Consider the following 15,660-nt stretch of genomic DNA (forward strand, 5'->3'; position numbering starts at 1 on the left):
AAAAAAAGAAGAATTTAAACAAAAAAAAAGACTTCGGATAAACCGAAGTCTTAAAAATATTTTTTTAAATTATTTAGAACTAATATCGACAGCCTTATTTTTCTTTCTGTTGTAATACCAAACAGCAACAACCATAAGAACAAGTCCGATTATAGTAAATCCAATCCAAGCTGCCAATCCATTTGTCATTGGTAATTGTGTTTTCTTATTTTCTACTTGGATAGGTTTATTTCTATCATGGTCTGCATAGATTGGTTTATTCTCTGCTAGAGCTTTGACATCTAGCTTATCATTAACACTATCATCTACTAATGATTCAAAGACTAATTCAAATAGCTGATCTGCTATGCCTGTATTATTATTATCATCAAGCTTACCAGTAAATTCCATTACTATGGAGTCTGTTGTTGTAATTGAACTATTCTCTACATCCTCTTTTCCAAGCATATCCTTTAGTCCATATCTTGAACCAGTAAGATTTCCAACTGTACCAAAGCTAATTGCGTCAAATTTCTTGTAGTCTGTATCCTTTAAGTTAGCAAGAGTTTTACCTCCATCTTTCTTAAGAAGGGCTACATTGACTTCTCCACCTATACCCTTCGTATGTGTTTCACCATACTTAGGTGTAATCTTCCAGTCAGTTTCCTTGATACGGATATATGATTGGTTAGATGGTATTGTCATGGACTCGTGGTTAGGGTTAATAACAATCCTTTGCTTGAATGTTCCTTTATCCTTGTCATAGGATATAATCTCACTTGAGATTTTTCCCTTATCACTTGACTTATGGCTTGCCTTTATTGGATCTTTTTCAAGAGTTTGAACCTTGCCATTTTCAAGCCTAAATTCCCTAATATTGCCTGGAATCTTAGAATAACCATCTGGTGCCTTGGTTTCTACAAGGGCATAGTAGCCATCTTTAGATATTGGAAGTTTGAACTTACCATCATCGCTAGATGTAACTGTCATGGTTACTTCTTGTTCCTTGCCATCTTCAGTCTTCTTAACTTTTACAGGTTCGTATTTTGTATCAGTTTCTTTTTCCTTGTAATGAACTTCAAATACTGCACCCTTAAGTTTTGTTTTATGGTTATTTGCATCAACCTTTTCAAACTCAATTTCCTTGTAGTTTACTACATCAATTGGTTCTTTACTTACAGGTTCTGTCACTGTTTCAGTATTCGCATCTCCTGTTAGGGCATTTGCTGCCGAGCTTAGTAAAGCTCCCATTTTTGATATTAGAGATTGTGGATTTTCTACTGGCTTTTCCTTGATAACTTGTCTTGTGATTACACCATCTTCGCCTACGGTAAATTCTACTATATGACCTTCTATCTTTCCGTAGCCTTTAGGGGCTTCGGTTTCTATTAGGGCATATTTACCTGGTTCTAATTTTTCATAATGAACTAGACCTTTATCATCGGAAGTATTTTCTGAACCAGTTACTTCAATCCATTTATTTTGCTTTTCATAGAACTTAGTTAACTTGAACTTAGCTCCTTGTAAAATCTTACCTTCTTGGTCAATCTTCTTGAAGATTATTTCATTCTTAGGGTTGATTGCATCTATTTTAAGCTCAGCACTTGCTGTGGTCTTGTTTTCAAAGATACGAACTCCATTTGTTCTTTCTACAAATGGTGCTTCATATACATTTGTAACATTGCCATAGTAGTCACGAATGTAAACTTTATTAAATAGTTTTGCATAGGTATCGTAAGATGAAATATCTTTCTTATCTACCTGGCCTGTTACCTTGAGTATCAAGGAATCATATTGGTTATATGGTCCTAGGGTTATATCTACATTTTCATCAGCTTTTGGTTGATAATAACCGTACCAGCTGTGCCAGTTGAGGTTGTCATTTGATTCATCTACACCAAAGGATTCTGGCATATCTCGATTTACAAAATCCTGAGTTGTTGATCTCGTACGTTTATTGTAATCGTAGTAGTTATAACCATTTTGTTTTAGGTTAATAACATCTACTCTTAGGTTTTTGACATCTTCACTTGGCTTATACCTAAATGTTACAGGATCAGATGATTGATTCATATTTCTATTAATATAGAAGTATTGAACAAATTCGCCACTTTCCCTATCAAAGCTTACTATCTTTGACGTCATATTTAGGCCATAGATTTCTGCCATATTAAGGTCATAGTCTACAGCAATCTTATTTTTAGTTAATTCTGTACCCTCAATTCCCATTCCAACTTGTACGTTTTGAGTAGAGTTTTTAACTTTCATCAAGTTGATATGGGCTGTGATAGTATTTGCAAAATCAGTCTTATTATATTGGTCGGCATAAGATGTGAAGACATAGGTTAGGGTTCCCGCTTCTTTATCATACTTAGCCTTGGCAATCGTACCGACTCCATCTGCGAATAAATCGAGGTTTTGTGATTTTTCTCTCATTACTCCTTCAAGGTCGATATTATCACTTAGCTTGATTGTGAAATAGTCACCAGCTTTTATTGCTGTGTCATCCTTAATATTGAAGGTGTTTTTAAATTCAAGAGCGTGACCCTTGTGTGGGTGAATCTTTGAATTTCCTTCAGTTTCTGTTCCATCATTTCCATCTGGTCTAATGACTGACATATCAGATTTCATTTCAATACTCTTAGAAATATCTCTGTCTCCGACATCACTGTCATTGATGTATGGGTCTAGTCCTACACCACCGACTGTGAATCTCCATTTTTTACCCTTGTTTTGGTAGCCTGTTGGAGCCTTGGTTTCTTCTAGTTCGTATTGACCGATTGGAAGCTCATCGAATACTATCTTTCCATCTTGACCAACTGTTTTAGTATAACTTCCGTCATTCTTATTAGAATCTTCATCGCCTTTTACTTGTCTACTAATTCTAGTTAACTTAAACTCTGCTCCTGGAAGTAGGTTTTTATCATCATCGTACTTAGTAAGCTCTACCTTACCTTTTCCTGGGACTTCGTTGATAATCTTACCCATGTTCTTGGCAGTAGCACTTGTTACATAGTCGACTAGCTTACCTTCTTCTGGAGTAATCTTTGGATTATCTGGAGCATATTGGAAGATACCATTACCTTCATTATACTCAAGGGTTACAACACCCCTTCCTTTTGTGATTTCACCAGTTTGTACGTCAGTTTTAGGTTTTTCGTAGGATATAGTGAAGTGAAGTACAGGGTCTTTGATTGGCTTGTAGCCTTCTGGAGCCTTTACTTCCATTAGTCTATAACGGCCTGGTTTTAGTCCCCTGAAACCGAAGTAACCGTTGAAGGCTGATGCTACAGTTGTACCTGGTACGTCTTCGTATTGACCACCTGGTCCACGTACTTGAAGTTTAAATACTGCACCTTCTAGCCTGTTGTTTGTTACCTTTTCGCTGTTGATGTCGTCTTTTGGATCCTTACGACCGTGTTTTGAGAAGGTAATATTGAAGGTTTCTTCTTCATTTATAAACTCAAGACCTTCCCTTGGTATTTCTTTGTGGCCCTTTGAGTTATAAAGTGGGTTAAGGTCGACTGATGTGTCTGCATGAACAGCTGGCGTTCCGATTGCTGGATTGATAATACCAGTCTTGTAAGTCTTGCCATTATATGTGACTTCTTTACCTACATAGTTTGCGTATTTTGCACCTTCATCCTTCTTACCTGACCAAGCCTTGGCTGCTGCTTCTCCTTCTTGTGATTTTACATATCTAGTAACCTCACTAGCACCACCTTGATAGGATGCACCGTCAAAGGCTTCGTAACTTGCATTTCCATTTTTATCAAGTTTAAGTTGCTTAAATTGTCTTGCTCCCTCGTAGAAATCTACATGAAGGTCAATCTTACCTAAGTCTTCTTGTGGGATATTGTATTTATCAGTTTTGTCAGACTTGCCTGTGATTATTACATCATCATAGAATCCTTCAACATCTACTATATAGACACCCTTGTCTAGGTTTAATTGGTCTTCGTCAAAGCCCCAGTCAAATGGTCTCCATCTAGCTGTCTTTATCATAGACAAGTCTGGGTTTGAAAGGTCGTAAGTTCTTAAAATCTTATCAAGTTTAGGGTCATTCATATTACTGAAATCACTTGGATTTGATAATTTATAAGCTGTGAAATAAGCTGTCTTTACACCATCTTTTATAGTTTCTGGGTGTTGTCCTGGAGCATCTTTTTCTTCTCTCTTATACTTCGGTGTTATTTGAAGGTTTAGAGGACTTGTTCCAGAGTAGGCTCTTGTATCTATATAGATTCTTTGAATATAGGTCTTAGATTCTGTATCTATAAAGGTTAGCCTTGACTTATATTTAATACCAGCATTATCAGCTGAATATCCTGCGTTTGACTTCTTATTATCATTTATAAAGCTTGATGGACTTGATTCTGGTCCTTGATATTCGGCATACATCCTACCGCCATCATCCTTGACCTCGATTTTCCAATCAGCTGTACTTTTCTTGTAACCTGTTGGAGCTTTGGTTTCTTTTACAACGTAGTAACCTTTTTGAAGTTTAACAACATTTCCTGCTCCATTCTTAAATACTACATCACCCTTTTCATCAGATGTTGCTATTAGGGTTCCAAAACCTGTATCTATTTTTGAATAGGTACTATCAGTCATCTTATTAAGTGTGAAAGTCGCACCTGGAAGAATTTCACCACCTGGAGATCTCTTTAGAATCTTAGGAGTAATACCAGCTTTTTTGTTGGTAATTTTAACAAGTTCTTGAGTTTCTCCATTTTTGATTAGCTTATCTTCATCTGTTGGAACAAACTTATCAATTGGGTCATCAGATTTTCCTACACGAACTTCTTCTGCAACTGGTTCAGTTCTTGATAATTCTACCTTGTTATAGGCAGTAATTATTTCGTTAATTGCCTTTTTATTTTGAAGAGCCAGAACAACATCTTGTGGCCAGTCTGCTGGAGCTGTTGCTTCTTGTAGGCCAGCTTTTTTAATATTATAAGTTGCAGTATACCTTGTTTTTACCTCTCCATCAGAACCAGCTTTAACAACTTTTCTTTCGCCTGGGGCAAGAGTTTCATCGACTGTGACCTTGGTTTCTTTTTTAAGTGTTTCAGTTTTCTCTTCAGATTCTGTTCTTTCGCCATATGGCTTATTAGTGTAGTCACCGTAGATAGTTACATTTGAATCTGGCATGGTGAATGATCCAAGACCTGTTGAAAGGTCAAAGGTGAAGTTATCTACAGCTCCCCCATAAGGTGCCTTTGTAACTCTTGCACCTGTTAGCTTATAATTTGAGCCAGCGGTAATTTGGAAGTTAACTGTATCTCCAGCTTTAACACTAAGTCCGTTAGTGCTTGTGCCATTAATACTTATATAACCTCTTGTATCACCATCTTTATATACAAGGTAACTTGCAGTTTGTGATTTTGGCTTGAATGTAGCTTTTACCATTACATTTGATGATGGCATATTAAATGTCATTGAGTTTTTATCAATATCTACATCGCTATTTCCATCATTATAGTAAAGCCTGTCTAGTTCTTCATTAGAATCTGGTGTGACATTTACCTTTACTTGTGTGCCCGCAGCTACATTTTGGCTTGGACTTGCACTAATCTTTGTATTTTCAGTCCAAACTGTGTAGGTTGTTTGTGCTTCATCCTTTGTACCATATTCTATAATCCTTGGCTTAGGATCAACTTTTTCTTTGGTTCTTATAAAGACTGGATTTGGTTGTTTTACTCCGTCTATATAAGTTACCTTATAGATATCTATTTGATAACCTTCCTCGCCAGCGAAGACTTGTTTTTCTTCGCCTTTTTTCATGTTGGCGTTTGGTCTACGTTCTGGATCTTTAGGAATTGGAAGGGTTGTTCTTACTTCTTCTTCCTTAACTTCTGTCTTTGGACCTTGGGATAAGTTTTTATTAACCCCAACTTCATTTGAGTAAGAATCCCCTGCCCAAGTATTGTAATCTTTAGTCCCCCATGGACCGCTTCCTGATTTTGTATCATATTGATAATCTGCTCCTAGACCTATTGTTTTGTCAGCAGCATAAGGTGTCTCTACTTCTACCAATATTGTTTTTCCTGCTGGAAGAGTTGCCTTAACTCTCATAGGTTTACCTGAAGGTATAAATTGACTTGCATTTATATTGGTAACAGGTTTTTTACCTCTAATATTATCTAATGTAGAACCAGCATCAACTTCGTAGAAATTTATGGTTGAGATAATGTTTCTTGGTCCATTGTTTAGTCTAAACTCATTACCAGGTTCCGGTTGCCTATGAATTTCAATTAAACCACTGAAGTTTACGCCACTCTTTGGTTTAAATAGGAATAACTGCTTAAATCTATCTGCATCTTTATTAATCTCAGATACTTTAGTTTCCATATAAGAATTGCTGTGTGTTATTCCTGCTCTTCCTTCTGATTTGCTTGGATCAACTGCTTCCCAACCATTACCAGCTCTTAGAGCATTACCTGCTAGATTATCTCCTATTTCTAAGCCATCTGCGAAGGTGTTTATGCTTCTTGACCTAAATCTCATTGGAGCTTTGGTTCTACTTAGTGTAGTTTCAGATTCTAGTTTATTAATTCCAAGAGATCTTTCCATTAGTCCACTGTTTGAGTATAGGACTGGTTTTGATGTTGGATTTGCATACATTACTGTTTGTCTGCCTGATGCTTCTCTATCTCCTACATAGGTTCTGGTGTTTTTGTCTGTAGATCTTGATGTTGGATTTTCTAGCTTAATATCGTCTAAGGAGTTATACCACTCTGCTCCCCAATAACCGTTATTAGCTCCATTGTACTTATTAAAGAAGTCCATACCTGTTCCTACTCCACCAGAGTTTGGGATGTTGGATTCTATGGTCACTGCGAATGTTTTATTTTGACCATATGGAATGTCAGGTGTTATCTTTAACCTCTTGTAGCCTTTTTTCTCAATTACTTCAGGATTATATTTTATTTCATTTCCATTTGTTGGTAGGTTATCTATATCTGATCCGTATGGCACTTCTCTAATAGAAAGGACTTTAGTGTTATCTAAGTCAAGATTTCTGTTTTCCGGCTGAGAATGGATTTCTATATGTGACCCACCTAGGTATTCAGGTCGGTTATTAACTAAGAAAGTTTGCCTAAACTTTCCTGTTGCCTTATTGACTTCAGTAATCCTGCTTGCTACTTTGTTAGGATTATCGCTTGAGTTTCTATTAGGCTGGTCTGTTGATACCTTTTGCCACTTAGCTCCTTGGTCTGGGACTGTGGATCCTGGGTTATTATCTTTGATATAGATTTTTCCATCTTTGGTTACTGTTACTGTCCAATCGGTGTTGGATTTCTCATAACCTTGTGGTGCTCCTGACTCGGTAAGGTGGTAGATACCTGGTGTTAGGTTGTCGAATTTGACTGTACCGTCTGTTCCAGATTTCTTCCAAACTTCCTTGCCTGGGTCTTGGTCAGATTTCTTTGGTCCCTTTAGGCTAAAGGTTGCACCTGTTATACCATCTGTTTCTTTGTCTGCGTCTACCTTTTTGAAGGAGAATTCTTGGACTATCTTGTCGTTGCTAACATCAAGTGATCCTTCTGATATATAGGCTCCCTTGATATTTCCCCCTTCACTCTTGGTTACTACAGGATCTCCTTCTACGATTTGGTTTGCCATATCGTAGTAGTCAGATTTCCAATATGAACCTTTATTTGTATATAGGTCCATTCCTGTACCTACACCACCGTCTTCTGATGTGTATGGTATTTTTACATCTATTAATATAGGTTTTGTAATTTGTCTGCCTTTAAAGTCCAAGTAGAGTCTTGGTTGACCAGTAATAACTTGGCTTTTTACACTGACTTTACTTGTATCCTTTGTAATATCTGTCAAACTATAGTTTTCAAGTCTGATATCTTCTACATTTCCATCGACTGCCTTATCAAGTTCGAAAATCTTGTAGGCTTCGTTTCCAGCATACCAATCCATATTATTAAATTGTGGTTTTTCTCTGTGAATGGATGCGTTATTTAAAGTTACTGTATCAGCTTCTGGGTTTATAACGTATCTTTGAATTACGTATTTACTATTAGGGTCTTTGGTATTTTTACCAACAATTCTTGTACCTAGTTTATATGGTTGTGGCCAGTTGTTGTAGTAACCTGTTTGTCTGTTATCTCCTAAGACCCAACCTGTAAGAGGTCTTTTTGCAACTTCTACCCATTTAGTTCCTTCTACTCCTAGGATAGACTTATTTACATTTGCATCAGTTCCTGATTCTGGACCCTCTATATAGTTATAAACTCTGGCTTTATTGTCAGAACCTATTTCTATTACCCACTTCTTGTCAAGTTTCTTATAACCTGATGGTGCTGATTCTTCTTCTAATAAATAAGTTCCTTTTTCAAGTTTTTTACCAAATGAAACTAGACCGTTTTTATCAGATGTTCCTGTGGTAACTTCTGTGCCATCAGTTGTTGTTATCTTAAATTTCGCTCCTTGGAGTGGGATATTTTCATTGTCTTTCTTGTAAACTGTAAACTTTGTAGCAACTGGTTTATTTGTAACGTCTAATACTATAGTATCTTTTCCAACTAGGGATTCTCCTGTTGATCCAAGACCTATTTCTATTATTGTTACAAAACCATCAATACCGACGTTTACTCTCCAAGTCTTATCGGACTTGATATGCTCAGCTGGAGCTTTTTCTTCCTCAAGAGTATAGATACCTGGTTTTAATTTAGAAAATTCTACTATACCATCACTGCCAGATGTTCTATAAATAACATTGTTATTTTCATCTGTCAATCTAAAGGATGCTCCTTGAAGAGTTTTACTCCTATCAGATTCATCAAGTTTTTTGATCTTAAAACTACCTGGTGTGTATTTCTTATTGATTAGGGCTACCTTTTGGCTGTAGAATTTTGGTATCTCGCCACCTGCCTGGTCACCTGTTGCCTTGTTGTAGTTGGCTCTGGTTATGAAGGATGACTTAAAGTCATTGTTTGTCATGCAGAAGACTCTCCATAGGTTGTTGAACTTATAAAGGTCATCAATCTTGAAGGTCTGCTCTATGATATAACCATCCTTGCTCTTATCGTCAATTGCTGGCATCTTGATTTTTAGTGGAGAATTTTTTGTAATTACTCCAAATTCTTGGATTTGGCCTGGGTCGTAGTTTAAGGTGATTGATCCTTGTCTATCATTATTTACAGCATATCTCGGATCAATTGCCTTTGAATATACCAAGTTGTACTTGGCAGGGTCTTGACTAGGCCTTACACCGTAGGATAGGGGCATGTTGTAGTTGACTTTTTTGTCAAAGTTTCCTGCTTTTATTGTGCCCATATATGGTGATGTACGATAAATCTTAACATCTCTTAGTGAGAAGGCTGGTTTGTTACCATTACCTTCCCAGGTAAAGAAGTTTTTAGTTGCTCCTTGGTAGTTGGTTGATAGCCAGTTAAATTTAAGCTCTTTTTGGCCTGTTGTTCTAATATGAACTGGGTTGTAGTAGGCTAGTACTGCTACATACCAGTCTCCCTTATCATCTTGGTAGACGTCCCTAAAGTAGTAGGATTGTGGTACTTGGGCATTTTTATTATCGTAGTCGTATTGCTCGTAGTCTGCTTGTACATTTGTTGTAATAGTTTGTTGACCAGTAATTCCTGTTTGGCCTGGTGCTACTGTTATTGTAAATGGATAGGTTCCATCATTTTGGGCAAAATACTTAGATGGGATAATACCCTTAAGTTCTATTTTTGCCTGTGTCTTTCCACCAATTGAATTATCGTTAAATACATAGGTCAATTTGTTGGTTGTGTAGTCAAAAAATGGATCTGCTACATCCCTTCCACCAATATTTAGTTTTGGAAATTCTCCAAAGTATTGGGTGAAGTCTAAGTTTTTATCAAATTGGATAGAAAATCTTTGGCCTGGTGAAGATTGTTCAAGGTCTATTGTAGCATTATATTTAAGAGACTCTAGCCTGTAGGCTTCCCATACTTGTGGTCTAACACCTATATCTCCTGAATCCCCTTCGTTTATTACTAAAGATTGTTTTACAACATTTATCTTAGCAGTAGCTTCTTCTTGTGCTTGTTCTTCATCTGTTATCAAGTAGTCTTCACCATTTACTGGTGATCCTGACCCATCTTTAAATTTAGGCTTATAGGTTACTTGCTTAGAATCATCTACTGTAACTTCGAATATTACATCTGATTTGACATAACCTTCTGGGGCTGCGATTTCTTCTATGGTGTATTTTCCTTCTGGAAGTTTTCCAAAGGATGCAAGACCAGCGTTTTTGCCTTCATTATCAGCTGGCTGGGATGTGGCTGTAGAAATTACCTGGTCGTTTTCATCTCTTATTTCAAAGGTAGCTCCGACTACAGGTTTTTCGTTTTTGTCAATTTTTCTTACTTCTACTGGACGAGTTTCAAAGGCCTCGTTTGTTACTGTTATAGTTGTCCCCTTTGATGCCTCTGATGTTGATGTTGGGTTAACAGTTTGGTTTTGTAACTTAGCGTTACTTCCAGTATCTTGGCTAGTTAGCCAGTCATAGGTTAGGGTATTTGTGCCGCCATTTAAAGGTTTTGATTTTGCTACTACCAAGAATCCCCAATCTCTTGCAAATCTTTCTTGAGGGAAGGTAATTTCGTAACCAACTTGCTTTGTATAAGGATCTGGATGATTTGGGGTGCCAATGATTACCCTATTATTATTAGGTGCGTTTAGGACACTTGATCCAAGCTGATTTATAAGGTCTTGATTAACCGTCTGTTGAGTCATGGCTTTTCTTACAGAATCCCTATAATAGTCAGGGTTTACGTCATAGACCTTTACGTCATCCTTGTCCTCTATTTGTCCACCATTTACCCTTAGGCTGATTCTGGTATCCCTATTTGTAGATCCGCCAGATCTTGCTTCATTAGCTTTTAGGAAGATATAGGTCGTAACATTGCCATCAGCATCTTTTGTAGCATATTGCATGGCATTCATGTAGTCAGGGTAGTTTGGATCTGCTACTGTTACTGTAGGATTGGTTCCTACTGATAATTTGGCGTTTGATCCACTTGTAGTTATTCTTCCATCATCATCTACGCTTACAGTAGTTTTTTCTTGGTTAAGTTTGTAGCCTTTTGGAGCCTTGGTTTCAAAAAGGGTGTAGGTTCCAGGGGCTATATTTGAAAACTGCGCCTTACCTTCCTTATCTGTTACAACTTCCGCCTCACCTTGACCTAGGAGCTTAAAGGATGCTCCTGGTAGAGGCTTTCCTTTTTCATCTTTTTTAATAAGGGTGAAGTTTGCAAATTTTGGTAATTTTTCTACTGTTGCTTTGTTGTGGATGTAATATCCTTTTTTGTTAAAATCATAAAAATTATTATTTTCATAATAATTTATAGTATTTCCGTTATAAGTATTTCCAGTTGGAAATTCTTGTTTGATTTTTAGATCATTTTTAGAAAACTTTCCATCACCAGCAATATTCCACACTTTTACATTTGGTATGGTTACTCGTCTACTAGCTGGGTCTGGGTTTTGTCCTGACTCAGTTGTTGTAGTTTGACCTAGAACCTTATTTTCGTCCTTAGAATCCACTGCCTTTAAGGTCATAGCTGGCATTTTTAGACCATTTCCAAGGTTCCAATTTTGTTCTACGTTTACATCTTGGTATTTAGAAATAGCTACTCCACCAAGGGTTTGTGGATTTTTGTTGTCAGGTGTTTTTGTGTTGTATTCGTAAACTGCGATATTTCCAACTGCTTGGTTTGTATTTGGGTTTTTACCTTTTACTGGCATTGGATTAACATTCTCTTGGGTTGTTCCAATTTGTACCATTTCACCCTTAGCATTTAGTCCATATACTGCAATTTTTCCACCATTTTGTTGTAATGTTTGGTTGCCAAGTGTTCTTGTTTCCCAAGGAAGTTTTGTATCAGCTGGGTTTTCATCATCTGTGCCCTTATCATCTCCAGTTGATATAGCATCTGTTACAGTCCATTCTGCAGTAGATTCTGAAGTAAACTTACCTAGGATGGTTGTCCTGTTGTTGATACCTGCCCTTGTAGGTGTGGCTTCTTTTACCTTATCTAGTGGCCAGCCATCTACTACAAATCTTTTTGCACCAACTTTAGGATTTCCTTGTTTGTCTTTCTTATTGGTAAGGATGACAGAAATATCCATCATGTATTTTTCTTGCATACCTTTGACTGGTGTGTAGAGATTGTAAGTGATTTCTCTTACACCTGGTCCTGGAGCGTGGTGTTTGGAGTCATGAATTCCTAATGCTCCTTGAAGTTGGTCTTTTAGTCCTAAATTACTCTTATCTTCTATATCTCCAAGTCCTGATCCTTTTACTACGGTAAAGTTTGCCTTGTAGCCCAAAGTTGATAGGTCAGTGTCTGATGATATTTTTACAGTCCAGTTATATCCTTGAAGCTCTCCATCTTTTACTACTGGGTTTGCAAATGCATCCATATCCATTTTGTAGTTTGAATCAGCAGCTTCGATGATTTGGGTTACATCTTTTCTGCCTGGTTCTATGATAGATCCCGCAGGGTTACCATTTACATCTACCTTTTGTGGAAGAAGGTCCTTTGGTGGGTCAATTAGTCCCAGTCCTGATACCTTGTTTATAACTGTAAAGGTCCCGTCATCATCAAGTTCCACATTTTTTGGATTGTAGTCTACAGGAATATCTAGTGGAATTTCGGTATTTTCTTTAATTTCCTTAGTTATAGTATATACAATAGAGTTATCAGACTTGTATTCAGGAGTTGCAATAACATCTCCCTTATACTTTATAGGTTCAAGCTTAGTTCCCGGTTTTACTGTAAGCGCCTTATCTAAGTGAATCTTAAAGAATTGGCCAGGTTGGATTGGTCCGGTCGCATTTGATGTGTCAAAGCGAGTTAGGATATGGAATTTCTTGCCTTCTAGGTTAAGCTTGTTGGCTCCCATGTCTGCAAACACTTGTGGTCTGAAGTTCTTGTCGGCATCTTTTTCTATTAGCTTTTTGATAGCAGGACCATTGTCATCCATAAGCTTGGCTTGGTCTGCTTTAGAAAACTTGTATTTCTCGCCAAAGCTTCTTAGAAGATTTTGGATTTCTTCTAGGCCGTTTTTATCATCGGCTAGGGCCTTTTTTAGTTTCTTGTCTGCCTTTTTAAGGTCAGTTTGGCCGAAGAAGCTCTTTACTCCTTCAAGTAGGCCATTCTTTTCGTCCTTGGCAGCAGGGTCTTTCTTGGCTTCTTCTTTCATTTCTTTGACTACTTGGTCAAATTCTTTTTTCTTTTCCTTCTTTTCTTCTATTGTGGCAGGAGTTTTTTCTTCCTTATTAGAGTCTTTATTAGAATTTTTTTCTTCTTTTGAAGATTCTTCTGACTCAAAACTTATTTCAGTCTTACTTTCTTTGTTTGAAGAGTCTTTTTCTTCTTTCTTCTCTTTTTTATTAGAGGAAGGATTTGAAGCTTCTTTCTTGTCAGATTTTTCTTGGTCTGATTTTTCTTTTTGTTCAGCTTCTCTTTTAGCCTTTTGTTCTTGAGCTTTTTTCTCAGCTTGCTCTTTTTTTGCTCTTTCTTCCTCTTCTTTTTTAGCCTTTTCTTCGGCTTCTTTTTTAGCCTTTTCTTCGGCTTCTTTCTTTTCTTTTTCTTCTTTTAAAGTTTTTATATTTTCAAAATCTTCTTTTAAGGAGTTTGTTGTGTATAGAGTTTTCTTTTTATCACGAATTAGGGCTAAGATATCTCCCTCATTTTTTATGGTTAAATTTCCCTCTTGGTCTTTTTCATAGAGGTTGAAGTTTGGATCTGGAGATTCATATTTTAAAAATTCTATGTTGAAAACTAATTTTTCTTCCTTAAATAGTTTTTGATTTCCTTTTTCATTGAAATCAAAATCATCCATTATTTTAAAGTCTATGTATGAGTAATTTTCACCGTATGGACTTTTTTCTTTGTCTTCTTCTGCATTTTCTGCTTTTGTACTAAGTTTGTAGCCGTTTTCATCTTCTATTATATCCAAATCAAGGTCTAGGCCTTGGTTATTTAGCATATCTTTTATACGCCAATACTCCTTGCTAGCTTCTTCATTTGTCTTATAATAAGTGTCTTCGTAAAGTTTTAGGTCATTTCTTTTTACAAGCCTAAATTTAGATGTGGTGTCTGGAAGACTTACTGCTACAGAGAATTTATCCTCATCTTTTTTACTCTGTTTCTTATCATAAATCTCATGAGATTTACTTACCGAGAGACTAGAATCTTTGTCTTCTTCTAGCTTATCAATAGCTTTTATGGTGTTTGGGTTTTCTTCTTGGGCTTTGGATTTTGTCATAAAAGCCGGAAGCATAACTTGGATTACCATAAAAAACGCCATCAAAAACGATGTTAGTTTTCTTAGTATCTTTTTCATATGAACTCCTTTTTTATATTTTTTTCTCTAAATAAAAACATTTTTGTCTTTATAAGTATCTTTTTAAAGATAATAATATCTAGGTAAAGTTTTTAGATAATATTTTGCTTTCTATTAGTCTGAAAATAAGGTAGATTTCAGACTTTTCCTTATATTTATTATAGCCTTTATAATTTTTATAGTCAATCAATTTTAGTTTTATTATTAAATTAAAACAATAAACTAAAATTGATTTTTTCCACTAAAAAATCCCCTTAATTTTTTTTATTAAGAGGATTTTTTTTATAAATTTAAAAATTTATAAGATTTTGATGAAATAATTTTTTATTGTTCGTAAATACTTCGTGGGGCATTAGTAGAAATTGTGCCACTGGCACATTTTTTAGCCCAACATACGCTCTTTGGTCGCGGTCGACTTAATTTGGGTTTTTACTATTTTAAAATTAAAGTTTAATTCTTCGTGTTTACTCCGCGGGGCATTAGTAGAAATTGTGCCACTGGCACAATTTCTAGCCTAATGCCACATCCAGGATCATCATTACTGCGAAGCCTACTGAAAACCAGATTACTCCTAGGTTGGAGTGGTCTTCTCCTTCTCCTGTTGCTTCTGGGATTAGTTCTTCTACTACTACGTATATCATTGCTCCTGCTGCAAAGCTTAGAAGATATGGTAGGATTGGTATCATTATTTGGGATAGTAGTATTGTTATTATTGCAGCTATTGGTTCTACTGCTCCTGATAATACTCCCATTATAAATGATTTATTTTTTCCTATTCCTTGGCTTTTTAAAGGCATGGATATTATGGCCCCTTCTGGGAAGTTTTGGATTGCTATTCCTATTGATAAGACTAGGGCAGCTGCCATTGTCATTTCTGTATTTCCAGCAATAACTCCCGCAAAGGCAACCCCAACTGCCATTCCTTCAGGAATATTATGGATCACAACTGCAAGAACCATCATGGTTGTTTTTCTTAGAGATTCATTTTTTGGTCCTTCTGCCACATCGCTATCAACGTGTTGGTGAGGGATGACACTATCTAAAAATAGTAAAAAAGCGATTCCTACTCCAAATCCTACTACTGCTGGAATCCATGCCATTCTTCCCATATCTTTTTCTACCATATCCATAGCTGGTATTAATAAGGACCAAATACTTGCTGCAACCATTACTCCTGCTGCAAATCCTGATAGGGATTTTTGTAATTTATGTGATAATTCATTTTTCATAAGGTAGACCATAGCCGATCCCAGGCTTGTGCCTAGGAAGGGTATGAGTATACCTATTATTAAATCTCTGTTCATTTTTTCTCTTTCTAAT

At 36.4% G+C, this 15,660-nt stretch carries 2 protein-coding genes; both read right to left on the reverse strand.

The window, feature by feature from the left end:
• Positions 1–69: 69 nt before the first annotated feature.
• Positions 70–14,340 (reverse strand): SpaA isopeptide-forming pilin-related protein, encoded by a 14,271-nt coding sequence (locus CJ192_RS08565; RefSeq protein WP_102198475.1) that lies wholly within the window; start codon positions 14,338–14,340, stop codon positions 70–72.
• Positions 14,341–14,849: 509 nt separating this feature from the next.
• Positions 14,850–15,644 (reverse strand): ZIP family metal transporter, encoded by a 795-nt coding sequence (locus CJ192_RS08570; RefSeq protein WP_102198476.1) that lies wholly within the window; start codon positions 15,642–15,644, stop codon positions 14,850–14,852.
• Positions 15,645–15,660: the final 16 nt, after the last annotated feature.

The sequence above is a fragment of the Anaerococcus hydrogenalis genome (genome assembly GCF_002871895.1).
GTDB lineage: Bacteria > Bacillota > Clostridia > Tissierellales > Peptoniphilaceae > Anaerococcus > Anaerococcus hydrogenalis.